At 62.6% G+C, this 23,903-nt stretch carries 24 protein-coding genes; 11 read left to right on the forward strand and 13 right to left on the reverse strand.

From position 1 onward, the window contains the following. Positions 1-37: 37 nt before the first annotated feature. Together E1956_RS06720 and E1956_RS06725 are read right to left on the reverse strand one after the other, a co-directional pair. Positions 38-1,513 (reverse strand): NAD-dependent succinate-semialdehyde dehydrogenase, encoded by a 1,476-nt coding sequence (locus E1956_RS06720; RefSeq protein WP_232071307.1) that lies wholly within the window; start codon positions 1,511-1,513, stop codon positions 38-40. A gap of 128 nt (positions 1,514-1,641) precedes the next feature. Then, positions 1,642-3,231 carry a UbiD family decarboxylase gene (locus E1956_RS06725; RefSeq protein WP_134747920.1) on the reverse strand — a complete coding sequence of 530 codons (1,590 nt, stop codon included), beginning with the start codon at positions 3,229-3,231 and terminating at the stop codon, positions 1,642-1,644. 557 nt (positions 3,232-3,788) lie between these two features. Here E1956_RS06725 and E1956_RS06730 point away from each other — a divergent pair. Beyond that, complete coding sequence (locus tag E1956_RS06730; protein ID WP_134747921.1) at positions 3,789-5,006, forward strand: transglycosylase SLT domain-containing protein; 1,218 nt, start codon at positions 3,789-3,791, stop codon at positions 5,004-5,006. Positions 5,007-5,096: 90 nt separating this feature from the next. Here the strand turns inward: E1956_RS06730 and E1956_RS06735 are convergent, their stop codons facing one another. The 4 genes from E1956_RS06735 to ribBA all read right to left on the reverse strand — a co-directional run bounded on the left by E1956_RS06735 (position 5,097) and on the right by ribBA (position 8,535). Beyond that, positions 5,097-6,290 (reverse strand): pyridoxal phosphate-dependent aminotransferase, encoded by a 1,194-nt coding sequence (locus tag E1956_RS06735; RefSeq protein ID WP_134747922.1) that lies wholly within the window; start codon positions 6,288-6,290, stop codon positions 5,097-5,099. An 83-nt stretch (positions 6,291-6,373) separates the two neighbouring features. Continuing rightward, positions 6,374-6,808 carry a transcription antitermination factor NusB gene (gene nusB / locus E1956_RS06740; protein ID WP_028215801.1) on the reverse strand — a complete coding sequence of 145 codons (435 nt, stop codon included), beginning with the start codon at positions 6,806-6,808 and terminating at the stop codon, positions 6,374-6,376. Next, positions 6,805-7,320: a 6,7-dimethyl-8-ribityllumazine synthase gene (ribH, locus tag E1956_RS06745; RefSeq protein ID WP_134747923.1), complete on the reverse strand. Its 516-nt coding sequence runs from the start codon at positions 7,318-7,320 to the stop codon at positions 6,805-6,807. The genes nusB and ribH overlap by 4 nt, the downstream gene beginning before the upstream one ends. 54 nt (positions 7,321-7,374) lie before the next feature. Further along, positions 7,375-8,535: a bifunctional 3,4-dihydroxy-2-butanone-4-phosphate synthase/GTP cyclohydrolase II gene (ribBA, locus tag E1956_RS06750; protein ID WP_134747924.1), complete on the reverse strand. Its 1,161-nt coding sequence runs from the start codon at positions 8,533-8,535 to the stop codon at positions 7,375-7,377. A gap of 246 nt (positions 8,536-8,781) precedes the next feature. Here ribBA and E1956_RS06755 point away from each other — a divergent pair, with 246 nt between their 5' ends. Together E1956_RS06755 and E1956_RS06760 are read left to right on the forward strand one after the other, a co-directional pair. Next, positions 8,782-9,063, forward strand: a complete 282-nt coding sequence (locus E1956_RS06755; protein ID WP_134747925.1) for a type II toxin-antitoxin system RelE/ParE family toxin — start codon at positions 8,782-8,784, stop codon at positions 9,061-9,063. 11 nt (positions 9,064-9,074) lie between these two features. Then, positions 9,075-9,380: a HigA family addiction module antitoxin gene (locus tag E1956_RS06760; RefSeq protein WP_028215805.1), complete on the forward strand. Its 306-nt coding sequence runs from the start codon at positions 9,075-9,077 to the stop codon at positions 9,378-9,380. A gap of 42 nt (positions 9,381-9,422) precedes the next feature. Here the strand turns inward: E1956_RS06760 and E1956_RS06765 are convergent, their stop codons facing one another. Beyond that, a complete protein-coding gene (locus tag E1956_RS06765; RefSeq protein WP_134747926.1) occupies positions 9,423-11,252 on the reverse strand; it encodes an ABC transporter ATP-binding protein in 1,830 nt (609 codons plus the stop codon). A gap of 933 nt (positions 11,253-12,185) precedes the next feature. Between E1956_RS06765 and E1956_RS06770 the strand changes: the two genes are divergently transcribed. After that, on the forward strand, positions 12,186-12,764 hold the full coding sequence (locus E1956_RS06770) for a YniB family protein (RefSeq protein WP_134747927.1): 579 nt from the start codon (positions 12,186-12,188) through the stop codon (positions 12,762-12,764). A gap of 196 nt (positions 12,765-12,960) precedes the next feature. Here the strand turns inward: E1956_RS06770 and E1956_RS06775 are convergent, their stop codons facing one another. From E1956_RS06775 to E1956_RS06790, 4 genes are read right to left on the reverse strand one after another with little or no spacing between them, the layout of a single operon-like run. After that, a complete protein-coding gene (locus E1956_RS06775) occupies positions 12,961-13,839 on the reverse strand; it encodes an AbiJ-NTD4 domain-containing protein (protein WP_134747928.1) in 879 nt (292 codons plus the stop codon). A gap of 23 nt (positions 13,840-13,862) precedes the next feature. After that, complete coding sequence (locus E1956_RS06780; RefSeq protein WP_134747929.1) at positions 13,863-14,831, reverse strand: hypothetical protein; 969 nt, start codon at positions 14,829-14,831, stop codon at positions 13,863-13,865. Between the two features lie 25 nt (positions 14,832-14,856). Continuing rightward, positions 14,857-15,414: an Nmad2 family putative nucleotide modification protein gene (locus tag E1956_RS06785; protein WP_134747930.1), complete on the reverse strand. Its 558-nt coding sequence runs from the start codon at positions 15,412-15,414 to the stop codon at positions 14,857-14,859. Beyond that, positions 15,411-16,235 carry an Nmad3 family putative nucleotide modification protein gene (locus E1956_RS06790; protein ID WP_134747931.1) on the reverse strand — a complete coding sequence of 275 codons (825 nt, stop codon included), beginning with the start codon at positions 16,233-16,235 and terminating at the stop codon, positions 15,411-15,413. The genes E1956_RS06785 and E1956_RS06790 overlap by 4 nt, the downstream gene beginning before the upstream one ends. 287 nt (positions 16,236-16,522) lie before the next feature. Here E1956_RS06790 and E1956_RS06795 point away from each other — a divergent pair, with 287 nt between their 5' ends. Continuing rightward, positions 16,523-17,077: a hypothetical protein gene (locus tag E1956_RS06795; RefSeq protein ID WP_232071309.1), complete on the forward strand. Its 555-nt coding sequence runs from the start codon at positions 16,523-16,525 to the stop codon at positions 17,075-17,077. A gap of 122 nt (positions 17,078-17,199) precedes the next feature. Beyond that, positions 17,200-17,532: a hypothetical protein gene (locus E1956_RS06800; protein WP_335929946.1), complete on the forward strand. Its 333-nt coding sequence runs from the start codon at positions 17,200-17,202 to the stop codon at positions 17,530-17,532. Positions 17,533-18,024: 492 nt separating this feature from the next. On the opposite strand, the gene E1956_RS06810 is transcribed toward E1956_RS06800, so the two are convergent. Next, positions 18,025-18,303 (reverse strand): helix-turn-helix domain-containing protein, encoded by a 279-nt coding sequence (locus tag E1956_RS06810; RefSeq protein ID WP_134747932.1) that lies wholly within the window; start codon positions 18,301-18,303, stop codon positions 18,025-18,027. A 117-nt stretch (positions 18,304-18,420) separates the two neighbouring features. On the opposite strand from E1956_RS06810, the gene E1956_RS06815 reads away from it, so the two are divergent. The 5 genes from E1956_RS06815 (at position 18,421) to E1956_RS06830 (ending at position 20,910) form a co-directional block, all read left to right on the forward strand. Continuing rightward, a complete protein-coding gene (locus tag E1956_RS06815) occupies positions 18,421-18,861 on the forward strand; it encodes a hypothetical protein (RefSeq protein ID WP_134747933.1) in 441 nt (146 codons plus the stop codon). 10 nt (positions 18,862-18,871) lie between these two features. Further along, complete coding sequence (locus tag E1956_RS06820; RefSeq protein ID WP_134747934.1) at positions 18,872-19,357, forward strand: hypothetical protein; 486 nt, start codon at positions 18,872-18,874, stop codon at positions 19,355-19,357. 181 nt (positions 19,358-19,538) lie between these two features. Then, positions 19,539-20,066: a DUF2628 domain-containing protein gene (locus E1956_RS06825; protein WP_134747935.1), complete on the forward strand. Its 528-nt coding sequence runs from the start codon at positions 19,539-19,541 to the stop codon at positions 20,064-20,066. 46 nt (positions 20,067-20,112) lie between these two features. Then, entirely contained in the window at positions 20,113-20,250 is a 138-nt protein-coding gene (locus E1956_RS46055) for a hypothetical protein (RefSeq protein WP_167759981.1), read from the forward strand. Between the two features lie 15 nt (positions 20,251-20,265). Beyond that, entirely contained in the window at positions 20,266-20,910 is a 645-nt protein-coding gene (locus E1956_RS06830; RefSeq protein WP_134747936.1) for an alpha/beta fold hydrolase, read from the forward strand. A 207-nt stretch (positions 20,911-21,117) separates the two neighbouring features. Here E1956_RS06830 and E1956_RS06835 read toward each other — a convergent pair whose 3' ends face one another. Continuing rightward, positions 21,118-23,895 (reverse strand): DEAD/DEAH box helicase, encoded by a 2,778-nt coding sequence (locus tag E1956_RS06835; RefSeq protein WP_134747937.1) that lies wholly within the window; start codon positions 23,893-23,895, stop codon positions 21,118-21,120. Positions 23,896-23,903 lie beyond the last annotated feature (8 nt).

The following is a 23,903-nucleotide window of genomic DNA, read 5'->3' on the forward strand; positions in this document are numbered from 1 at the left end:
CGCTCAGTGGTACGGGTGTGGCACCTGATCGGCTCGATCAGACGCCCATGCACAGATACTTCAGCTCGACATATTCGTCGATGCCGTACTTCGAGCCTTCGCGTCCGAGCCCCGACTGCTTGACGCCACCAAACGGCGCAACCTCGTTCGAGATGAGCCCGGTGTTGATGCCGACCATGCCGTATTCGAGCGCTTCCGCCACGCGCCACACGCGGCCAATGTCGCGGCTATAGAAGTAGGAGGCGAGGCCGAACTCGGTGTCGTTCGCGAGGCCGATCACTTCGGCTTCGTCGCTGAAGCGGAATACGGCGGCGACCGGGCCGAACGTCTCCTCGCGTGCGATCAGCATGTCGCGTGTGACTTCAGCTAGCACGGTCGGCTCGACATAGCGGCCTTCCATCACGTTGCCGCCCGCGACAAGCTTCGCGCCCTTCGACGTCGCATCGCCGATATGCTGCGTCACCTTCGCAACGGCGGCATCGTCGATCAGGGGTCCCTGGTTGATGCCGTCCTCGAAGCCGTTGCCGACCTTGATCTTGCGCGAGGCGGCGGCGAGCTTTTCGACGAACGCGTCATAGACCTTGTCGTGCACGTAGAAGCGATTCGTGCACACGCAGGTCTGGCCCGCGTTGCGGTATTTCGAGATCACGGCGCCTTCCACCGCGGCGTCGATGTCGGCGTCGTCGAACACGATGAAGGGCGCGTGGCCGCCGAGCTCCAGCGCGATTTTCTTCACGGTCGGCGCGCATTGCTGCATGAGAATGCGGCCCACCGGCGTGGAGCCCGTGAACGATAGGTGGCGCACGACATCGCTTTCGCAGAGCGCCTTGCCTACCTCGATCGAATTGGCCGAGTCGGCGGTAATGACGTTGAAGACGCCTCTCGGCACACCCGCGCGCTGCGCGAGCTCGGCGAGCGCAAGCGCGCAGAGCGGCGTCTGCTCGGCGGGCTTCACGACGATTGTGCAGCCCGCGGCGATGGCGGGCGCGACCTTGCGGGTGATCATCGCGACCGGGAAATTCCACGGCGTGATCGATGCGCATACGCCGATCGGCTGCTTGAGCACGACGAGCTTGCGGTCGGCCGCCGGACTCGCGAGCACGTCGCCGTTCACGCGCTTGGCTTCCTCGGCGAACCATTCGAGGAACGAGGCGCCATAGAGTACTTCGCCGCGCGCCTCGGCGAGCGGCTTGCCCTGCTCGGCGGTCATGATCGCGGCGAGGTCGTCGGCGTGCTCGATCACGAGGTCGAACCAGCGGCGCAGCACGGCCGCGCGCTCCTTGCCGGTCTTGGCGCGCCAGCCGGGCAGGGCGGTGTGCGCGGCGGCGATGGCGCGGTGCGCTTCGGCGGCGCCGAAGTCGGGCACGCGGGCGATTTCCGTGTTGTCGGCGGGGTCGAGCACGGCAAAAGTCGCCGCGCCGCCGCTCCATTCGCCGTCGATCCAGGCGCGCGTCTTGAAGAGTGCGGGATCCTTCAATTGCGTCAGGCGTTCGGATGCGGACAGGCTCATCATCGTGTCTCCTCAATGCGTGAGCGGCGCGGCCCGAAGCGGGCCGTATCGCGGTGAGCGCGGCGTCGCGAAGGCGTCGCGGATGTGCGGCAGATCAGCGGGCAGCGTGGCGGGCCGCAAGCCCGCGATCCTCAAGCGCGCCCGAGTCCGAGTTCTTCGTAAAGTCGGTCGACGCGCGTCTTCACGTCCTCGGTCATCTCGATGGCGCGGCCCCATTCGCGGTCCGTTTCACCGGGCCACTTGTTGGTGGCGTCCAGGCCCATTTTCGAGCCGAGGCCCGCAACCGGCGATGCAAAATCGAGATAGTCGATCGGCGTATTTTCGACGAGCACCGTATCGCGCGCCGGATCGATACGCGTGGTGATCGCCCAGATCACTTCCTTCCAGTCGCGGATGTCCACGTCGTCGTCGACCACGACAATGAACTTCGTATACATGAACTGGCGCAGGAAGCTCCACACGCCGAACATGACGCGTTTTGCGTGCCCGGGATAGCTCTTCTTCATTTGCACGATCGCCATGCGGTAGCTGCAGCCTTCGGGCGGCAGATAGAAGTCGGTGATCTCCGGAAATTGCTTCTGCAGCAGCGGCACGAACACTTCATTCAGTGCGACGCCGAGCACGGCCGGCTCATCGGGCGGCTTGCCTGTATACGTGGAGTGATAGATCGCGTCGCGGCGCATCGTGATGCGTTCGACCGTGAAGACAGGAAACCACTCCTGTTCATTGTAATAACCGGTGTGGTCGCCGTAGGGGCCTTCGAGCGCGTGCTCGTACGCGGCGCTCGCGCCTTTCGTGGGCCGAGGCGGCGCGCCTGCGGGCGCAGCCTCTTGTGCACCGCTTTGCGCGTGATCGTGCGGATAGATGAAGCCTTCGAGCACGATCTCGGCGCGCGCCGGGACCTGGAGCGTGTCGACGCCGGGCGTGAGGCACTTCGCCAGTTCGGTGCGCGCGCCGCGCAGGAGGCCCGCGAACTGGTATTCGGAGAGCGTGTCGGGCACCGGCGTGACGGCGCCGAGGATGGTGGCTGGGTCGGCGCCGAGCACGACCGCCACCGGGTAAGGTTTGCCAGGGTTGCGCAGCGCGAATTCACGGAAATCGAGCGCGCCGCCGCGGTGCGCGAGCCAGCGCATGATCAGCTTGTTGCGCCCGATCAACTGCTGGCGGTAGATGCCCAGATTCTGGCGCGTCTTGTTCGGCCCGCGCGTGACCGTGAGGCCCCAGGTGATGAGCGGGCCGGCGTCGCCGGGCCAGCAGGTCTGGATGGGCAGCTTCGCGAGATCGACGTCGCTGCCTTCCCAGACGATCTCCTGGCAGGGCGGGGCGCTCACGGTCTTCGGCGCCATGTCCCAGACTGCCTTGGCGAGCGTGAGCAGCTTGCCCGCATCCTTCAGGCCGCGCGGCGGCTCGGGTTCCTTCAGTGCGGAGAGCAGGCGCCCCACGTCGCGCAGCGACTCGAGCGCCGCGCCGTCGCCGGCGCTCTCGGGCGCGTCGATGCCCATGCCGAGCGCGACGCGCCGCGGCGTGCCGAACAGATTGCCGAGCACGGGGAACGCATGGGTCGCGCGGCTCTCGAATAGCAGGGCGGGGCCGCCGGCGCGCAGCACGCGGTCGCAGAGCTCGGTCATTTCCAGCACCGGTGAGACGGTCTGCGGCACACGGCGCAATTCGCCGAGCGTCTCCAGGCGACCGACGAAGTCGCGCAAGTCTTTGTATTTCATCAGGATAGGGTCGGAGCCGCAGCGCGCGGCTGGTGCAGAGGCAAGACGATTGTCGATTTTACCTGTGTTACTTGACGCACGCTGTCAGTCATAGTGAGTAACCGGCCGCAGACGCGCTTGGTACGTGGCTCTGCCCGGATTGAACACTGTTCATCATTACAATTAGTTATAGATTTGACATTCTATAGTGTTGACGATCTATTAGAGCCTGCTAGAATCCGTCCACACTGGTTGCAGGGCTTGCAATTTTTAGCCACCGTCCCGGTCCTTCAGACGCAACGCGTCGCCGTTTAGCCGATTCCCTGCACGGCTCTTCACGGTCTAGATTGGTTGTCTTCGCCGGCGCCTCTTCGCGCCGGCTGTTCGCGTGAGAACTCCCCACGCGCGCCCAAGGCGTGCCCAGTAGTTCGGAAGGGGTTCCACCTACGGCGTTCTTGCCGTTTTCCCGACACCGCTGCCGCACCAGCCAGGGCGCGCGGTGTCTTGATCCTGCGATTGGCAACAGGCCTCGCGCCGACTTCGGTCGCCGGATCATGCAACATGGGGAGATCCGTTAGATGAATACCTGGTTATCGTGGTGGCGCGCCGACGAGCGTCTCGCTCCGGGGCTGCGTGCGCTGCTGCGACGTGGCACGCGTCTGAGCCACCACTTGTTCAGCATTGTCGGCGGTTGCGCCGTCCTGGTCGCGCTCGCCATCTGGTTGCTGCCCTCGTGGCGTGGCACGCTGGCCGCACGCATGATGCCCTTTGTCACTGCTGCCGTGCAGGCGGGTCCCGCGCGTCTGCTGCAGGGCAATCCGCTGCCTGCGTTCCCGCAGCCCAACGCCGGAACGGACGAAGACGGCAACGCCGACGGTGCGACCCTGCCCACGGCGCTGCTTTCCGACGCCGGTGCGCCTGGCGCGAACACGACGAGCGCCGATGTTGCGCCCGGCGGCTCGAACGGCACGGTGGACCACGTCGCGAACAGCGTCTCCAAGGGCGGCATGGCCACGCTCGACGCGGTCACGCTCAACGGTCTCGATCCGCGTTCGCTGCCGAGCGTCGGCACGCTGGCGCGCATGATCCCGTCGCAGCGCATCGCGCCCGACGCCCGTGACGACCGCGTGCTGGTCTCGGCGCGTGAACAGGCGCTCGTCGCCACCTATATCGCGCGCCGCTATCGCGTGGCGCAGGAGCCCGTCGGCGAGCTCGTGAAGGCCGCCTTCGACACCGGCCGCGAAGTGGGTCTCGATCCGCTGCTGCTGCTCGCGGTCATGGCGATCGAGTCGGGCTTCAACCCTTACGCCGAAAGCGGCGTGGGCGCGAAGGGCCTCATGCAGGTCATGTCGAAGGTCCATTCGGACAAGTTCCAGTACTTCGGCGGCCAGCGCGCGGCGCTCGATCCGCTCGCGAACATCAAGGTCGGCGCACTGGTCCTGAAGGACTGCATCGCGCGCGGCGGCTCGCTGCCGGGCGGCCTGCGTCTGTACGTAGGCTCGACCTCGCCGGACGATGGCGGCTACGGCGCCAAGGTGATGGCCGAGCGTGGGCGTCTGCGCGACGTGGCCCGCGGCCGCAACGTGCCGATCAACGGGCCTCAGGCGCCCGCCACCACCACGGCCAGCGCGCCGGTGCAGAAGGTGGCGAGCGTGAACGGCGATAAGCGCGTGCACGTGACGCTCGACAACGCGCATGCGCTGGTGGACAAGTCCGCCACGTCCGACAAGGCGCCCGAACAGGATGACGCCAGCACGGCGGCCCAGAAGCACAGCCAGCCCGAGCTCGGCGCGTAAGGCTTCATCGCGAAAGGGCGGACAAGACGAAAAAGGCACCCTCGGGTGCCTTTTTCTATTTCTTCTTCGATTCCTGCCCTGGTTCGGGGATCAGCGGTTGAAAAATGTTCTCAACCGCTCGACGGCTTCTTCGAGCCGCTCGTAGGCCGTGGCGTACGAGAGCCGCACATATTGGCGCGGCGCGGCCACGCCGAAGTCCATCCCCGGGACTAGCACCGTGCCCGCGTCGTGCAGTATGGCGCGCGTGAGCGCGTCGCTGTCGCCGGCAGCCGGGTGATTGACGCTCGTGCAGTCCGCGTAGACGTAGAACGCGCCGTCGGGCATCACGGGCACCGTGAAGCCGAGCGATTCGAGCGCGGGCGCGATGAAGTCGCGGCGGCGCTTGAACTCCAGCCGGCGTGCTTCGTAGATGTCCAGCGTCTGCGGCTCGAAACAGGCGAGCGCCGCGTGCTGCGCGAGCGCCGAGGCGCAAATGAACAGATTTTGCGCGAGCTTTTCGAACGCGCCGACCAGCGACGGCGGGACCACGAGCCAGCCGAGACGCCAGCCCGTCATGTTGAAGTACTTCGAGAAGCTGTTCACGGTCACCACGTCGTCGCCGAAGGAGAGGGCGGAGACGGGGTGTGCGTCATAGCTCAAGCCTTGATAGATCTCGTCGACGATCGTGAAGCCGCCGCGCGCACGCACGGTCTTCACGATGCGCGCGAGCTCGTCGGGCTCGATCGACGTGCCGGTGGGGTTCGACGGCGAGGCAAGCAGCACGCCGCGCGTGCGCGGCGTCCACAGGCGCTCGACGTCGCTCGCGGTGAGCTGGAAGCGCGCTTCGGGGCCGCTCGGCACGAGCACGGGCTTGCCTTCCGCGGCGGCGACGAAGTGCCGGTTGCACGGATAGCACGGATCGGGCATGAGGACTTCGTCGTCGCGATCGACGAGCGCCGTGCAGGCGAGCAGCAGCGCCGCCGAGGCGCCGGCAGTCACGACGATGCGCGCGGGATCGACCTTCAGGCCGTACGCGTGCTCGTAATGCGCGGCGATCGCCTCGCGCAGCGCGTGGATGCCGAGCGCGCTCGTGTACTGCGTGACGCCGCGGCGCAATGCAGCGGCGGCGGCCTCGACCACGGGCTCGGGCGCCGTGAAGTCCGGCTCGCCGATGCCCATATGGATGATGTCGCGTCCGGCGCGCTCGAGCTTCGCGGCCTCCTTCGCCAATTCCATGACGTAGAAAGGCTGGATTTCGTCGACGCGCGCGGCAAGCCGCAGCAGCGGTTCGGCAACGGTGTTCATGCGGGTGTTTCCAGTGCTGGCTGGCGATGCGGCGCGCGGGGAGTCGGGGGCCTGACGGCCCGGCTCCACGCGCCGTATTGCGGTTACGACTTGCGGGCGGCCTGGGCCTCGGTGGCGCGCAGTTGCGCCGCGAGCTTGTCGAGCACGCCGTTCACATACTTGTAGCCGTCCGAGCCGCCGAAGGTCTTCGTGAGCTCGACCGCCTCGTTGATGACGACGCGATACGGAATGTCGACGTGGTGCTTGAACTCGTAGGTCGCCACGAGCAGCACCGCCCGCTCGACGGGCGAGAGCTGCTCGATCGGACGGTCCAGACACGGCGCGATGGCGGCGGAGAGCTCCTCCGATTCGCGGATCACGCCGTGCAGGAGCGCGTCCAGATGCTCATGGTCGGCCTTGTCGTAGCCCTGCGAACCGCGCAACTGCGCGTCAATCTCGCCGGCGGGCACACCCGACAGCAGCCACTGATACAAGCCCTGCGTGGCCAGTTCGCGGGAGCGGCGGCGCGCGCTCTTCATTGCTGTTCCTCTTCGTCTTCCTCGTCTTCTTCGTCGTCGTCGCCGCCGTCGAGCTGCTCCAGCGCCACCGTGAGGTTCGCCATTTCGACGGCGACGCGTGCGGCGTCACGACCTTTTTCAGTCATGCGCGCAACGGCCTGCTCGTCGTTCTCGGTCGTGAGGACCGCGTTGGCGACCGGCACGCCGAAGTCGAGCGCGATGCGCGAGATGCCCGCGCCGCTTTCGTTCGAGACGAGCTCGAAGTGGTACGTCTCGCCGCGCACGACCGCGCCGAGCGCGATCAGGGCGTCGAACTGGCCGCTTTCGGCGAGCTTTTGCAGGGCGAGCGGGATTTCCAGCGCGCCTGGCACGGTGACGAGCAGCACGTCTTCGCCCGTGACGCCGAGGCGCTCGAGTTCTTCGATACAGGCGTCGGCGAGGCCGTTGCAGACGGGTTCGTTAAAGCGCGACTGAACGATGCCGATGCGCAGTCCGTCGCCGTCGACGTTCGGTTGGTATTGTCCGATTTCCATGTGGTGTCCGTAGGTTCGGTTGAGCGTGGTGACGCGTAAAGTGGGGCCTGCGGCTTAATGCGCTGCGCGGTCAGCCGTTTCCGGCGGGCAGGGTGCTTCGGTTTCGCTGCCTGGCATCGGCACGAAGCCGGTGACTTCGAGCCCGTAGCCCGACATGCTGCCGAGGCGGCGCGGCTTGGAGAGCACCTGCATGCGGCCCACGCCGAGTTCGCGCAGGATCTGCGCGCCGATGCCGTAGGTCTTGAAGTCCACGGGCCGGCGTGCGAGCGCCTCCGCGCGCTCCTTCTGGTCGAACGCCTTGAAGACGTCGATCAGATGTTCCTTGGTGTCGCCGCAATTGAGCATGACGATCACGCCGAGATCGCGCTCGGCGATTTCGCGCATGGCGGCGTCGAGCGTCCACGAATGCGTGGACGAGCCCGTTTCCAGCAGATCCAGCACCGAGAGCGGCTCGTGCACGCGCACCGGCGTGTCCTCGCCGGGCTTGGGCGTGCCGCGCACGAGGGCGATGTGCGGCGTGCGCGTGGGGTGGTCGACGTACATGACCGCGCGGAACACGCCGTGGGCGGTGTGCATGGTGCGCTCGGCCACGCGCTCGACGATCGACTCGGTGCGACTGCGGTAGTGGATCAGGTCGGCGATGGTGCCGATCTTGATGTCGTGCTCCTTGGCGAACTCCATGAGATCGGGCAGGCGCGCCATCGTGCCGTCGTCCTTGATGACCTCGCAGATCACCGCCGCCGGCGTGAGGCCCGCGAGCGCCGTGAAGTCGCAACCGGCCTCGGTGTGGCCCGCGCGCACGAGCACGCCGCCCGGCTGCGCCATGATCGGGAACACGTGGCCCGGCTGCACGATGTGCTCGGCGCGCGCGTCGTGCGCGACGGCCGTCTGGATCGTGCGGGCGCGGTCAGCGGCCGAGATGCCGGTCGTAACGCCTTCGGCCGCCTCGATGCTCACCGTGAACGCCGTGCCGTACTGCGTGCCGTTGCGGTAGGTCATGAGCGGCAGGTTGAGCAGCTTGCAGCGTTCCTGCGTGAGCGTGAGGCAGATCAGGCCGCGGCCGTACTTCGCCATGAAGTTGATGGCTTCGGGCGTCACGAACTCTGCTGCGATGACGAGGTCGCCCTCGTTTTCCCGGTCTTCTTCGTCAACGAGGATCACCATTTTGCCGGCTTTCAGTTCGGCGATGATCTCAAGGGTGGAGGCGAGCGTCATGATGGGATTTTGGCTGGAAAGCGCACATTTTACGCCACGCGGGCGGGCGCGTCGCCCAGAACGGTGGGAGCGCGCGGGGTTTTGAGGCGGGCGGGCCCTCAGGCGGGTTCGCCGGCGCTGCACGTTCGCGTTGCCCGGTGCCGATCAAGCGCGCACGAGAGTTGGCCGAACGGCCAGCTAGCCCCGGCGTGGCGCCTTCGCGACAATAGTAACGCTTGACGTTATTAACGAGGAGCGTTACTATCCATGACGATTACATCATTTGCCTGCCGGGACACCGCCGCCCTGTTCGCGGGGCGCCGGGTTGCCCGATTTGCCGCGATCGAAACGGTCGCCATGCGCAAGCTGCAGCAAGTTCATGCCGCGGTTTCGCTATCGTTTTTGCGCGTGCCGCCCGGCAACCGGCTGGAGCCCTTGAACGGCGAGCTGGAAGGGGCGCACAGCATCCGCGTCAACGCGCAATGGCGCATCTGCTTTTATTTCGCGCGCGGCGAGGCTTCGCAGGTGCGCATCATCGACTATCACTGAGGAGCATTGCTATGGCACGGGAAGTACCGCTGGCCACTCCGGGCGAGATCCTGAACGAAGACTGGCTCAAGCCGATGGGCATCAGCCAGTACGCGCTCGCCAAGGCGATTGGCGTGCCGCCGCGCCGCATCAACGAGATCGTGCTCGGCAAGCGCGCGATCACGGCGGACACGGCCGTGCGGCTCGCCGTCTATTTCGGCACCGACGCGCGCAGCTGGATGGAGCTGCAGGCGCACTACGACACCGAGCTCGCGCGCGAGGCGCTCGCCGAAGTATTGGCGAACATTCAGCCTCATGTGCGCGCGGTGGCGGCCTGAGCGCCGGCGCGTCCGGCTTGCGGCTTGCCCCGCGCCGGGCGCTCAGCGCAGGACGATGTCGTCGGCGAGTCCCTTCGTAAGCTCCAGGGCCTGGCGCTCGAACAGGCGCCGGTAGAGCCCGTTCTCGCGGCGCACGAGTTCGTCGTGCGTGCCTTCCTCCGCCACGCGCCCGCGCTCGAGCACCAGCAGCCGGTCGAGCGCGCGCACGGTCGAAAGCCGGTGCGCGACCACGACCGTCGTGCGGCCCTCCATCAGGCGCTCCATGGCCTGCTGGATCAGCACTTCGCTTTCGCTGTCGAGGCTCGAGGTCGCTTCGTCGAAGATCAGGATCGGCGCGTTGGCGAGGAACGCGCGCGCGATCGCGACGCGCTGGCGCTCGCCGCCCGAGAGCTTCACGCCGCGCTCGCCCACGAGCGTCTCGTAGCCGCGCGGCAGCGCCATGATGAAATCGTGCGCGCTCGCGAGCTTCGCTGCGCGCACGATCTCGTCGTGGGTCGCGCCGGGTCTCGCATAGGCGATGTTCTCCGCGAGCGAGCGGTGGAACAGCACCGGCTCCTGCTGCACGATGGCGATCTGCGAGCGCAGCGAAGCCTGCTGGATCTGCGCGATGTCCTGGCCGTCGATCGTGATGCGGCCGTCGGACACGTCGTAGAGCCGCTGGATCAGCTTGATGAGCGTGGTCTTGCCGGAGCCCGAATGGCCGACAAGGCCCACGCGCTCGCCCGGCGCGATGCGCAGCGAAAGATTCGCGTAGAGCGGCCGCTCGTGCGCGCCGTAGCGGAACGTCATGTCCTCGAAGCGGATGTCGCCGCGGTCGATCACGATGGGCGGCGCGTCCGGCCGGTCTTCGATACCAAGCGGCTGGGCATCGAGCATCACGAGCTCTTCCATGTCGTTGACCGAGCGCTGCAGGTTGCGCACGTGCATGCCCACGTCGCGCAGATAACCCTTGAGCAGGAAGAAGAGCGTGAGCGCGAAGGTGATGTCGCCCACGCTCGCGAGCCCGCGTGCCCACAGCAGCAGCGCCGAGCCCAGAATGGCCGCCTGCATGGCCACCAGCAGCGCGCCCTGCACGCCGCCGTTGAACGTGCCGCGCCGCCAGGTGCGGCGCGTGCGGCTGTCCCACTTGGCGATCACGCGCGCGAGCCGCGCTTCTTCGCGCGTTTCCGCCCCGAACGCCTTGACGACGGGGTTGCACGAGACGGCGTCGGCGAGCGCGCCGCCCATCTTCGTGTCCCACTGGTTCGCCAGCCGTGCGGAAGGCGCGACGTAGAAGAGCGAGAGCGAGACGGTAATGGCGAGATAGAGCGCCGAGCCGACTCCGACCACGAGACCCATCACGTGCCACTGCACCGCGAGCAGGATGGTCGAGCCGACCAGCATCACGAGCGACGGGAAGAGGGCGACGAGCAGCGTGTCGTTGAGCAAGTCGAGCGCCCACATGCCGCGCGTGATCTTGCGCACGGTCGAGCCGGCGAAGCTGTTCGCGTGCCAGTCGGTCGAGAAGCGCTGCACGCGGTGAAAGGCGTGCGTCGCGACCTCGCTCATCATCCTGAGCGTGAGCACGATGATGTTCTGGAACGCGGCCTGGCGCATGAGCGTGCCGACGAGCCCGAGCGCCGTCAGCGCCCAGAACGCCACGACGGCGGCGTGCCAGGCGGCGGCGTTGCCGCTTGCGGCGTCGTGCGCGAGCGCGTCGACGAGCTGGCCGGCGTAGTGCGGCGTGAGCACGTCGGCGAGCGCGCCGAGCAGCGCGGCGAGGGCCACGGCGCCTACACGCCACGGCTGGCGCGACCAGTGCCGGAACGTGAAGCCGAGGACATTGCGGAACGTCTGTCCGCCCGAAGCGAGTTGTTTGTCTTGGTCTGCCATGGACAGCGTGCTCCGGACGCGAGGCCCGGAGACTATTCAGGAATGCGATGAGCGGAAAACGGGGTCTGCGCGTTCAGTGACGCAATTCGGGCACTTCGTGCCGAACGTAAAACCTCGAAATCGCTGGAAAGCGGCGCGGCGGCAAGCATGCCGCCAATCACGCGCCGCGCGGCGCAGCGGACGCAGTCAGCGTGCCGGCAGCGGAGTGTGCGCGAAGTGTGGCATCACCCGAACCGGCGGCATGACGGCGGCCATCTCGATTACTGCCATCTTTGCCTCCTTCATTGAGTTCGGGTGGAGAGACCGCGGTGCGCCGGCTGGCGGCCGCGAAGGACGAATGGGGAGTCTACCAGCGCTGCAGAATATGTGCTTGCAGGCGGTGCGGAGCTGGCTGCGCGTGCGCACCGTTCTTGTCGTGTGTCACTGAGAGGGGCGGCCCGCGAACTGCGCGGGCACGCGCCGTGGCAGGCGGCTCAGTCTTGAGCTGTGCCGTTGCCTCGCGATGAGGAGAGCATCCGCTCCACATACCGCGCAATTATGTTGAGTCTGGCGGGAGAGGCTTGTCCCACATGGCTGGGGTGCCAAACGCCGGCCAGTATACCGTCAGAAATACCGTCACTTAGCGGTTGCTGTACCTAAAGACGTCAGTAGACGAACAGGTTAATGCATCGCGCGATGCTTGATGGGTGCCTAAACCGAGCGTCACAGCCGTTCTGCTGCTCCTTGCGGAGTTAGGTGGTGATCACTTTAAGCCGTTGGCTCAGCACTCGACTTTGTGACGACTATCGTAGCTGTGAGTGAGATTGTCGTGGGCGACGCCGATAACCGCTGTCAAGTCTCCGGAGGCTCTCGCGAGTCCCCTCTACCACTTGCTAAAGATCCATGGCGCAATGCCGTTAATATCTCAAATAACCGTACTTTAGAACAGAATCTATGCGCTATCGGGAAGAAAAAGATAAGGTATTTGGGTATCGAGTGGTTGGTTTGATTATGGTTGCCGGCGGTGGTGTCTTTACGCTCGCCTCCATATTGAAATTTTTCTATTTTGGCCTTGATTCAGGTGACCCGCTTTCCCATGCGTTGGCTCAACCGTTCAAAAATCTCGTTTCGCTGGCTTACGGTTTGACGAGCCCCTACTTGAACATCGTTTGGCGCGTGGCCGCCTTGCCTAATTTTAGAGAATATGTTTCTTGGGGCAATGGCGGTTTCATTTTTGAATATCTTGTTCTCATATTTGGCATCGGGAGAATTCGAGCGGCAGGACGTTTGACAGGACGCATCGCCGAAGCCAGAAAGATTCTCGAGGACGAGCAATTGAGGCAATCTGTAAGGCCTGGGGGCGGCGAGCCCCCGGCACAGACGCAATCTACGACTCCTGTACAGATGCAATCTACGACTCCCGTGCCTAGTGGGAATGGCGGCGGGTTTAAGTTGTTCCACGCGCTGTACATTGGTCCGGTAGTCGCCGCAGTTGTTGCTCAAATTATTGAGAAGATTTTTCACCTTACCTGATTGACCTCCCGGGGCGGCAGAGTCCGTCAAGGCGGTTCGCGCAATACTCAACAGCGAGGCCATCGTTCTCTGTCGAGCGCTTAGTCAGGGCTGTGGTGTTTGGTTGCCCTCCACCGGGATGGCTTGTGCCGACCTCGTTGAACAAATGAGCAATTATGTTGAGTCTAGCCGGATTCACTTGCCTGCGGCTGGTCGATTAGCCGCCCCGGCCGGTTGCCTTCAAGAGTAACCGAATGAGCGCGAACATACGGTGAAATAGGTAATCGATTTGCGATGACTCGACAATCGGCACCTTGTCTGTCTCGGTATGCCGAATCATGAAATTGTTCCCGATCTCGGTTAGTTGAATGGCCTCCTGTTCGAGACGGTCTCGGAATACCGGCTCGGACGAAACACGATCGAGCAATGCTTTGGTGCTGCCTTTCTTGTCCTTGCCGGGTTCAAGCGTCTTTAGGCGTTCCCAGGCGTCCCATAGCTTCTCAAGCGCCTCCCGCCGTACATCGATGTCGCGGTTCAGGAACTTCTGGCGAGCTGTCTCCAGCAGCGTATTGAGTGCCGCGTCTCCCGTCTGAAATAGTGTCTCGATTAGGCTTTGGTTGATGACGGCCGGGGCGAGGCGACTCACTTCGCCGTCAAGCAGCTCGAAACCCATGCCATTCCGTTCGAAGATTCGATTCACGTCGGACGCAAACTTCTCCCGACCGGCTTCTTGGTCGTAGGTGTAGTGCGAGTGGCTCATGTACCGGTGGTACTGTGGGTCAAGCGCTTCGGCGACATGTTCGTAGGAAAACTCGACTAGGTCGAAAATCGCGCTATCAGTTGGCGGAGCGTCAGGATCAATCTGTTGCCGTGGCGATAGAAGCCCATAGCCGGCTATCGTGTTCTCCAGCTTATCGAGGTCCGTCCCGGCATACGCGTAGCCGTCGCCGCATTTGTTAGGGAAAGCAAGGCCGAACCATTCTTCGTCTATGCGTGCGCGTATGAGTGTCAGTAGCGCGCTGCGCGTTGTGTCGTCCAGCGTTTCAGCGACTCGTGGCTTTATGATGCCCTGCCGCTCGGTGAACAGCTTCTTCATGCGTGGTCCTTGCGTTCACGAGCTCAAAGGGCGATGGCCTTCTCGATTGCCTTGACGGCAACGGCAGTGCCGATCTTTAAGGCGACATCTAGCGCCCACTTGCCTGATGATTTCAGATGACCGATCGCACCGGCGGCGTCGTGATTCTTTGCTGCGGTTTCAGCCGCACCAACGCTGGCGATTGCCTGGTCATGTTCAACATCGGTCGCCTCTTTACGCATGGAGGCCCGTAGAGAAGCTAGTTCGCCAGCGAGAGCAACAAGATCAATCCCCGCTGCCGCCTGTTCGCAGGCTTGGTTGAAGGTGTTGTGCGCTGCGTGAGCGTTCGGTCCGACGGCACCAGCTTGACCAGAAATGTTGTATTGGTCTCCCATGGCAATCCTCTCAGAGAAGAACTGTTGAACCACCATCTGCTCCTGTCGGGGTAGCAGATATTCGTAAGCATCTAGATGTGCCCCGTAGGCCGAAGTCGTCTCATCGTCGAAAGTGAATGACGGGAAAATCTCCGGATCCACCCGGAATACGACTTCAAGTGAGAAATCGAACGCTCCGTGTGATGAGCGACACTCCAGATATAGGACAAAGCGATCACGCTGTTCATCGCGGACAACTGCCTTCTTGAACTCGCGGCCGCTGCGAGGATCGGTGAAACGTACATGCGTGGGTACGGCTCCCTGCGGTAGGCACAGCGCATAGTAGCTTAGGCGCTGCCGCTCGGTCGGGATGCCAGCCCACGATGTGAGGAAGCGAAACTCGCCATCGTTACAGCTTAACCGCGCAGAGGACACCTTCCGAACTTTGCATTCCGCGAATGCCCGTGCGAAGTGTCGCTCATGGCGATCGTCAAGGAAATGAAACGGACCGCTTCTCGGTTCTTCATATTCGTCTGCGAAGGCAACAGTGATCGCCTCTCCATATTCCGCGTGCATGCGGAACGTACACAATGCCCCGTCTGCATCGAGTTGTTCAACAATCACGACGGCTACGTCCATATTATTCTCCTTCGTTGTTTGCGACTTAGCAGCGCTTTCGGGGTAACGGTGTACGCGGGTGCCCATGAATCCCCGGCTTGGTAACCATATGTACCCATTCTTTGAGCTGAGCGATAGTTTCGTCAGTTGAACGTTTCGTGGTTTGTCCGACAAAGTAGTGTGCTAGATCGGCGATTTCCCCTCTTGCAGGAATACCGGTACCGCCCCAGTACCAGAACGGCTCGAAGATCAGCGCATTCTTGCCACTCCTGTCGCGAGCACGACTTTTTCCGTCTTCGTGATAGTCCTTTCGCAGCGGAACTAATTCTTCTCCCATTGCCCCCGGTTTTGCGCGATAGATGGCATCTCTCCGGCCACGGAACCGCTTTTCGTACTCGCCAAGGGAAAGTACTTCGGAGATTTGTCCCACGTACGCGACGCGCCCAATTCCATATTGCTTGGGCGCAAACGCAATAACCCAGTCCCCCGGGATCGCGTGCTTGCGAATCATGGGCTTGCAGCACGAGAGGGTCAGCATATTGTTGTCCACGCACGGAGCCATTCCGGCATCAGTGGCTAGAACATACCGCCAGATCCGGTTCACGATGTTGCCTCCATCAATACCGAAGTAACCCAGTCGCTCATGCTGGATGAATCGATGGGGTGCGCAACAAACTCTTGACCTCGTGCGGCGGTCTGAAGTGAACCGTCGGGTTTCCAGCGATCAGGGGGGTTGTATGTCATGCCGCAGCCCCCTTTGCCGGGATGAAGCCATTCTGGGACGGTCCAAACGGATGGCAATGAACAGGCAGCCGATAGGCGATATCCACGCTTAAGGCTGCCCCAACCCTTGAGAGGCAATTGCTTCGGGCCAAGCTTTAGTCGGTCGGCGGCGAGATAGAGGACGTTTGGCGACTTCCAGCCGGGTCGGACGTGAGGATGAACTTCCAACCATGGGTGCTGCTCTATTGCGCGGCTTCCATCTGCTCCCAGATCGAATACGTCTCCAACCTGAAGCCATCCCCAAATGCGGTGTTCTGGCCGGCCGATGAATTTCCAACGGCTATCATGTTCGACTGGCCGAAATAGGCCCCAAAAGATAAATAAATCTCCGCGCCCCACATTCTGTTTCGCTAAATGCCCTTGAGCGGAGGACACTTGGCCGAGTGCGCCTCGCCAACCGGCGATACGCGGCAGGCACTCTGAGGCAACGTCGGGATCGAGGTGGCACCAGCTCTCCGCAGTTAGACGGCCACGAGTGAGATCGGTGACGAGATCGCCGTAGTGGCCACTCAAGTCCCCATAGCGGGTGCGAGAGGGCATTTTCGTCGGTATGGGGAGGGACACTGGGCGGCCTTCGACAATCGGGCTTGGGCAACCACCGGCGGTTCCATCAAACCCCTTTCGGCTGAAGATGATCTTCACGACGATACCCCCGGGAATACCGATATTTTCATTGCCGGCCTGTCGTGTCAGCGTATCCGAACACGGTGTTTTTCGCGAGCCTGACCAAAGTTATTTGGCCGTTGAGGGGGTGATTTGACCCTGATAAAATGACGATACGACCGAAAAACCGGCCAAATGTCGGCTTTCGGCTCGCCGCTCGCGCCGCAGCGCATGCCTTAGCAAATCCGCCGGATTTTTCGCCGGATTTCGCTTCGAATTTCTCTCCCTGAACCACCCAAAATGTCCGATGCCGCCACAGGCAGGCGTTGCTGCGCGCTTCTTTTTCGCGTTTTTACGGAGCCTCCATGCCTGTCATTGCAATTCCAACCGCAGTCGAGAGCACACCGACGACCTTCACGCCTGCGTTTCCGTTCGTCGCGCAGACTAACGATTTCGACGATGTCTTTGCGTGCGCCGCGATGCTCTCACGCAAGACGATCGAAGATGTGAGGGAAATCGCCATCGCGAAGACTCGGCATCCCGCCCGGGGACCGTTCTATCTTGGTGAGACGCAGATTGCCGCGCTGCTCGCGCAACTAGGCTTTGTCGCGACCGTGTACAAGGAGGTTGGTCGCGTGGCTGACATTCCTGACGTCGCTTTCCTGCTAGTCGACTACAACGCCGACATGGAGGTTGGTCGGCACATTCTGTTTCACCGCGCAAAGGCTTCGCACGCCTCCGGCACGACGATCGAGTACGCCCTGGACCCTTCGCCGTGGTGCAAACCGGCGGACCGCGTTCGCACGAACTTCAAAGACATCGCCGGCCATTGGGCAATTGGCATCCACGCCATGAACACCAAAGCCGGTACCAGCAAGTAATCCCGCCAGCAATCAGCGGTTGCCCCTTCCGGTTGCATTGAAAGCCAGAGCGTCACGTGTCTGGCTTTTTGCATTTCTGGGGCGCCATTTATCGACACCAACAGGTGTTCAAGGAGATCCAGATGAGCATGAACAACGGGACGTCTGAACCCGGCACGGCAGCATGCCTCTCCCTGCAAACGCCGCTGCCGCGGTTCCGGCTCGGGCAGATCGTAGCTACGCGTGGGGTTTTGACGCATCTCGAGCACCACGGCATTCAAGCCGATCCTTACCTGCGTCGGCATGTATGCGGCGACTGGGGAAACGTGCCGCCCGACGATGCTTTGGCAAATGAGCGAGCCGTGGTGCACGGCGCGCGAATCCTGTCATCGTATGAGGTTGCAGGCGAGCGGGTGTGGGTCATCACTGAAGCAGATCGTTCGGTAACGACCTTACTCTTCCCGTCCGAGTATTGACCATGCCGGCCATCCCCACCACCGTCTCGATGATCGGAGCCGGGTTTGTGCCGGCGTTCCTCCGAGTGCAGCAAAGCGACGACTTCGATTGTTCGTTCGCGGCAATCGCCATGATCTGCGGCACGACCCTCGAAGCTGTACGCAACGTTGCAATCGAGCAGTTTGGGCATCCGGCGCACGGCCCTTACTGGATAACCGGCGCGCTGATCGCGAGCCTACTCGAACACTACGGGTACGAAACTGGCATGTACGAAGAACCAGTATCGGTCGGTGAAATACCCGATCTGGCGATCGCCCTGGTGGAATACGACGATCACACCAATCTTGGCCGACACGTGCTGTTCCATCGCGCCCGCGCCAGTCACGACCCAACCATCAAGGTTGAGTACGTTATCGACCCGGCATACTGGATCGAGCCGCAGGACTATGTGCTAACGAACTTGCCCAAGATCCAGTGGTATCTCGGCATTCGTGCCATGACGGAAGGGCGGGCTAAGGTGCCTTCGTCTGGGTATCGCCGGATTCTGCCCCAGTGTCGGGCAGCGATTCGGCGACAAGCGCGGCCATCGTCACTCCCAGCGCTTTCGCGATGCGTTCGATGTTGCAGATGGAAATGTTGCGCTCGCCGCGCTCGACCGAGCTGATGTAGTTCGGATGCAGTTCGGCCAATTCGGCGACCTTCTCCTGCGTCAGTTCCTTCGACTTACGGACGCGACGCATGTTGGCCGCGAACAGTAGCTGGGCTTCACACTTTTGAGTTTGGTTCGGCATGCCGGAAGTGTTCCGGCACCGCCCGCCCAAAGCCACACACTTTGAGTTTGGTTTCAGGTAAAGTGCACGCGATAACCAAACCCAAAGTGTTATTTTTGACCTTACGGGGGTATTTCAATGAAACGGATCTTTCTCGCGGCGGTCCTGGCCGCGTCAGCATCCATCGCGAATGCGCAGAACCTTTCCGATCAGGACATCAACCTGATGGCTGCTGCGCAGAAGGCGGTCAAGACATACAAGCAGGGCGGCGTGACTGGCATCTATTCGGCCGTCACCCAGTGTTATCAGCATTTGCGCCAAGGTCAGAAGGCATTTGGCCGGAGCGTCGAGTTTTGCGTTGCGCTCGACATCAGCGGCATCTTCATCGATTCGGAAATGGCGAGCGCGGAGGGATTCCCGCGTGATGCGCGCTTCATGGACGCGACGGCGGCAAATCGCATGAACGAGGTTCTGCGGCGCTACGGGATCACGGCCAGTGACGACGATACGCGCGCGTACTTTGCCGCACGTGTCGAGCGCGTCAAGAAATACACCAACGACGCCATGCAACTCGGGTGAGGAGCGAAAAATGAAGCTGACAACATCTGCTACCGCCACCGCAGCATTGGCATTGGTTTTCGCTGTTGTGTCGTGCCACGCAGCTAGTAAGGCCGAGGTCGCCCACTATGAAAAGCAGGTCGAGCGTGCCGCCACGAAAGAGTGTGATGGCGACACCGGCGACGGCGTGAGCACAACCGCGTACTCGTGGAACCTCGCCGGCACCGGGCCGGTGACGGTCGTATCGGCCGGGGCCAACGGCTGCGCGGGCGGGCAGGCTCCACGAACCTGGCTTTGGATGTTCTTCGCCGATGGCAGCGCCAGCCAGGCGAGCCAGTCACCGAATTCGGTCGAATCGCTCGAGCTTACCGGCGACCAGATCGTCGTCAAGAGCCTCGAGGTCGGACCGGAAGATTCGCCGAACTTCCCGAGCCATCTGACCCAGCTTGTCTACAAGGTCGCCGGCCGAAAACTGACCCTAGTCAGCAGCCGGTTGCTGGCGATCAAAAAGGACTGAGCAGGCGAGGCACGGCTAGCGGGTTCCGTCTAAAACCGCGCTGCCATGCTTGGCGTGGAAGCCACGCGCGGCACGTTGCCATGCGCAGCGGCATACGACGGCAAGCCTTCCGAGCTATTACCGTTCGATTTGCAGATGCGTCGTCCAGCGATGGCGCGTCGATAACTATGGAGGGAGCGCTATGGCGTTCTGCGAGCAGTGCGGTACACCGTTGTTAGAAAGCGCACTTTTTTGCGCTGGATGTGGCAAAGAGATCGCGTCCTCGGCGGCGTCGCGGGCAATGGCGCTCGATGCGGCGCGATCAACACCCGGCTCTTCGCGAGCGTCAACCGCTGATGACTTCGCCGAACTGCCGGAAAAGTGGCGGCAACGGTTTGCCACCATCGAGAAGGCCGGTGGCGAGCGCGTCCGGTGGTGGCGCTGGCCGGCGGCGAAACAGCTGAGCACGAAAGAGAAACGGCTGATTACCTCGAATTTGTGGGCCTTCGTGTTCGGACCGTTCTATTACCTGTATCTCGGCCTTTGGCGAAAGGCCATCACGCTGTCGCTCGTTGCGCTCGTACTCGATGTCATCCTTAGCATGGCCGGTGATGCACTCAATATTCCAATCGACAACTTCCTTTGGATCGTGTCGGCCATCATGTTCAAGCAATGCGCGAACGTCGATTACTATCGCAAGACCGTACTCAAGCGGCGCGAATGGTGGTGACGGGTTGCCCACTGACTAGACTAGACCACTCCACGTGGAATCGTGCATGAAACGCTTCTGTTGTGCAGTCACCGCTTTGCTCATCGCCGCCAACGTCCACGCCAACCCGCTCGATCATGGCGACCTCGTGACGTTTCCAACACGGGACGGCGTGACGCAGAGCGTCTTTATCGAGTCACGGTGACCTAACCCGCCATGGGTGATTGTCCTGTTCGGCGGTACGCCGGGCGACCTTCATCTGGACGCCAATGGCGCGACTACGCTCAAGGGCAATTTTGTGATCTGCTCGGCGCATCACTGGATCAATTGGGGCGATGCGGTCGTCTTGGTCGATACGCCGTCCGACCACACCGAAGGCGTCGATGACCTGTTCCGTCGCAGCAAGGAGTCGTTCGCGGATACGCAGGCCGTCATGGCGACGTTGCGGCAACGCTTCCCGAATTCAAAGATTGCGCTGGTCGGTACGAGCGCTGGGACGGTTTCGGTCGGCAACGCGCTGGACCGCGATCCGACGCTGGCCGATGCGTTTGTGCTGACATCCCCGGTGACCGTGTCGCACAAGGGCAGCGCCGCCATCGGCGATCTTGACGTGGACGGCACAAAATATCGCGTACTGGTGGTTTCGAACGAACACGATGCCTGTGTGTCATCGCCTGCGTATGCGGGCAAGCGTCTGGCCGAACACAACCACTTCGATTTCGTCTCGGTCGACTCGACGGACGGTAGCGGTGATACCTCGGAGAAATGCGGCGGGCATTCGCCGCACGGATTTCTCGGCATCGAAAAAGAGGTGCTTGGCGGCATCAACAACTGGTTGGTAGGGCAACCGGTCGTTGGGCAGTAGAGCAGGGGCGAAGGGCGCATCAGTCGGAACCGTGCCTACGCGTTCACTGTCTTTAAGGTAATCCTCCGACTCGCCAGGCGTCCTTTTTTTTTCCACTGCCGATCAACCGTAACGAAGCCAGGGCATTGCGCCCTGGCTTTTTGGCTTGCGTTGCTCACGCGCACGTGCCGAAGCGCTACGGGGTCCCATCGTTGGGCGAGATCAATTTCATGCCGGCACAGCTAGGATTTCCGCATAACCGATCAATTCTGCAGAATAACTGCCATCGCCGTTTGCAGTCCCCTTGTGCTTCAACTCTCGCTGCAACGTTGGCTCGACCGTATGAACGAATAGGTCGATTCGCTGCTCTGGCTGGAGCAGTGGTGTTGTGGTTGGGGCAAGGAGGTATTTTTCGCACAGACGTTCGACCGCCGGGACGCGCGTGCCGTCCTGCTTCACGGCAATAGGCTGCACCACCACGCGCCGCTCGCCGTTGCCGACTGACGCCTCGACCATCCACAGCGACAACAGCACCGGGTCATCCACGTCGCCACATACGGCGACGCCGACTTCCTCCGGCGGCACGCTGCGCCAGCGTCCCAATTCCTCCTGCACCAGCGGGTGATCCAAACCCATCAGTTGCAGCGTGTCCTGATTTGTCGCCGCTTCGCGACTTAAGGTGAAGCGCGCGCGGCGGGTGTTCTCGGCGGTGATGAGGTCGTAGGTGGCATCGTCCACCTTCACCAGCTTCTGCTGGCGATCCGCGACCGCCGCTGAGATGAAACGGACCAGCCGATCCAGACTAGACGACACGTCCGAGAAGGGCTTGTAGTCGTCGAGGCTGAAACCGTCGAGGTCTTGGAACAAGTCGAATACCACCTGACGCGCCTCGCGCGAATTCGACAATGCCGCCTCCAGTTCCACCTTCGTGCGCTTCAGTTCCGGATCGGATAACGCTTCCTGATACAGCCGGTCGTAGTTCAACCGTTCGGACAACTGCCCAAGAATCTGCGCGCGCAGATCTTCCGCGACATTGCCTTGCTCATCTACCTTGCCCACTGTGCGCGCGATCTCGGTTAGCTTCTCGTCGAGCAGCAGGAAAATACGGCCTTCGATGGTGTCCGACAGCACGAGGTTGTAAACCTGCGCCGTGTAGCTCTGACCGTAGCGATGGATGCGCCCGATGCGCTGCTCCACGTCCATCGGGTTCCACGGCAGGTCGAAGTTGAACAGGATGCGCGCAAATTGCAGGTTGATGCCTTCGCGGCCTGCCGCGGTGCAAACCAGGACGCGTGGACCGTCCTTCTGGCGAAAACGCCGCTCCGCCGCCACCTTCGCGCCGTGATCGCCACCGCGCAGCACCACCACACCCTGACCGGGGAAGGTCTGCTCGATCTCCCGAGCGATCATGTCCACCGTGCCAAGGTAGGTGGCGAAGATTACGATCTTCTCGTTCGGGTTTTGCCGCCAGAGCGTGCCCAAGCCATCGAGCAGCTTCTGCATCTTGGTCTCACGCTGCGGTGGGAACACGCGCAGCAGATCGCTGATGCGTAGGCGCTCCTCTGGTAGATGCAGGTTCACCACCGCCGATGCGGCTTCCTCCGCGTGTGTGGCCGAATACTCGCTGCCGTAAGGATCGGAAGCCATCTCAAGTGCTTCCTCATCAAGCTTCCTCACCAGCCGGTATTTCAGATCGGCTAGCACTCGATCCACCTCGCTGCGCCCGACGCTGTCACGCGGCAGATCGAATTCCTCGTGGATCAGCTCGCGCGCTTCCTCGGTCAATCGCTCGCGGCCCTCAATATCCAGCTCCTTGTCGCGCAGAAACGCCTCGTGCAGCGTCAGCATCAGCAGGCGCCGCTTGAGCGTGCGGCGCACGGCAGCGAAACTCGATGCCGCGATTTTCTGGAAGATCGCCATCAGGAAGCCCAGTGCGCGCCCTTGGTTGCCTTGGCGGCGCGCGAGATCGAAGCCATCCTCCAAATACTCCCGTAGTTTCTCGTAGAACAGCCGTTCGGCTTGCGCCATCACGAACGATTCGGTGTGAACCCAGCGACGCGCAAACAGCGGCGAACCATCCGGCTGGCAGGCGTCGGCCTTGGTGCGGCGGAACATCACCGTGTTGAGGCGATGACGGTTCTCGACCATTTCTTCGGGGCTACGGAATAGCGTCGGGTTCAGCAGTTGCACCAGCATCCAGAACTGGAAGTGGTTGCCCTGGTGCGGTGTGGCCGACAGCAGCAGGAGGTCGCGCGAATGATCCTTCAGCGCCTCGGCCAGCTTGTAGTTCTCCGTCTTACGCACCTTGCCGCCAGTGCGGTAGGCGGTCAGGTGGTGCGCTTCGTCGAATACCACCAGATCCCAACGCGGCGCGTCCAGCAGCCGCTTGATACGCACCGGGCGCTTCAGCGTGTCAATGCTGGCAATCAGCCGGTCGTGCTTGGCGAAAGCGTTGGTTTTTCGGTCGGTGATGTCACCCTCGGAACCGAACACCTCGAAGTCGAGGTTGAACACCTCGTTCAATTCACGGTGCCAGTTGTTCACGAGACCCGCAGGCACCACCATCAGCGCGCGATTCAATTCGCCACGGCTCGCCAGTTCGCGCAGGATCAGCGCGGTTTCAATGGTCTTGCCCAAGCCCACCTCGTCGGCGATCAGGTAACGCCGGGGCGACGCGGTGGCGACGCGGTGCGTCAAAACCACCTGGTGTGGGAGCAGGTCGATTTTAGCCGACGTCAGCGCCGAGGCGCTTTCCATTACCGGCAGCGCGTGGGCTTCGTAGGACAGCCACGCCTTGCGCCCACGCTCCGCACTGCCATCCACGGCGCGCAGGATGCGCTCTGTGCGAGTGAATTCGCGCCGCAGCGCTGCCACCGGCACTCGGCGTTCGCCGACACCGAAGAATGCGCGTAGGTACCCGTCACGCGCCTGATCGAGGACGACACCCGGACCGTACTCGTGGTGGGTGATGCGCTCGCCAGGTTGGAACCGAATCTCTGCCGTCACGCGTCGCC

This window comes from Paraburkholderia pallida (genome assembly GCF_004524855.1).
Taxonomy (GTDB): Bacteria; Pseudomonadota; Gammaproteobacteria; order Burkholderiales; family Burkholderiaceae; genus Paraburkholderia; species Paraburkholderia oxyphila.

Bases quoted from the DNA above. Each gene is read 5' to 3' on its own strand.
- E1956_RS06720 (WP_232071307.1), bottom strand. From the start codon at position 1,513: ATGATGAGCCTGTCCGCATCCGAACGCCTGACGCAATTGAAGGATCCC.
- E1956_RS06725 (WP_134747920.1), bottom strand. From the start codon at position 3,231: ATGAAATACAAAGACTTGCGCGACTTCGTCGGTCGCCTGGAGACGCTC.
- E1956_RS06730 (WP_134747921.1), top strand. From the start codon at position 3,789: ATGAATACCTGGTTATCGTGGTGGCGCGCCGACGAGCGTCTCGCTCCG.
- E1956_RS06735 (WP_134747922.1), bottom strand. From the start codon at position 6,290: ATGAACACCGTTGCCGAACCGCTGCTGCGGCTTGCCGCGCGCGTCGAC.
- nusB (WP_028215801.1), bottom strand. From the start codon at position 6,808: ATGAAGAGCGCGCGCCGCCGCTCCCGCGAACTGGCCACGCAGGGCTTG.
- ribH (WP_134747923.1), bottom strand. From the start codon at position 7,320: ATGGAAATCGGACAATACCAACCGAACGTCGACGGCGACGGACTGCGC.
- ribBA (WP_134747924.1), bottom strand. From the start codon at position 8,535: ATGACGCTCGCCTCCACCCTTGAGATCATCGCCGAACTGAAAGCCGGC.
- E1956_RS06755 (WP_134747925.1), top strand. From the start codon at position 8,782: ATGACGATTACATCATTTGCCTGCCGGGACACCGCCGCCCTGTTCGCG.
- E1956_RS06760 (WP_028215805.1), top strand. From the start codon at position 9,075: ATGGCACGGGAAGTACCGCTGGCCACTCCGGGCGAGATCCTGAACGAA.
- E1956_RS06765 (WP_134747926.1), bottom strand. From the start codon at position 11,252: ATGGCAGACCAAGACAAACAACTCGCTTCGGGCGGACAGACGTTCCGC.
- E1956_RS06770 (WP_134747927.1), top strand. From the start codon at position 12,186: ATGCGCTATCGGGAAGAAAAAGATAAGGTATTTGGGTATCGAGTGGTT.
- E1956_RS06775 (WP_134747928.1), bottom strand. From the start codon at position 13,839: ATGAAGAAGCTGTTCACCGAGCGGCAGGGCATCATAAAGCCACGAGTC.
- E1956_RS06780 (WP_134747929.1), bottom strand. From the start codon at position 14,831: ATGGACGTAGCCGTCGTGATTGTTGAACAACTCGATGCAGACGGGGCA.
- E1956_RS06800 (WP_335929946.1), top strand. From the start codon at position 17,200: ATGAGCATGAACAACGGGACGTCTGAACCCGGCACGGCAGCATGCCTC.
- E1956_RS06810 (WP_134747932.1), bottom strand. From the start codon at position 18,303: ATGCCGAACCAAACTCAAAAGTGTGAAGCCCAGCTACTGTTCGCGGCC.
- E1956_RS06815 (WP_134747933.1), top strand. From the start codon at position 18,421: ATGAAACGGATCTTTCTCGCGGCGGTCCTGGCCGCGTCAGCATCCATC.
- E1956_RS06820 (WP_134747934.1), top strand. From the start codon at position 18,872: ATGAAGCTGACAACATCTGCTACCGCCACCGCAGCATTGGCATTGGTT.
- E1956_RS06825 (WP_134747935.1), top strand. From the start codon at position 19,539: ATGGCGTTCTGCGAGCAGTGCGGTACACCGTTGTTAGAAAGCGCACTT.
- E1956_RS46055 (WP_167759981.1), top strand. From the start codon at position 20,113: ATGAAACGCTTCTGTTGTGCAGTCACCGCTTTGCTCATCGCCGCCAAC.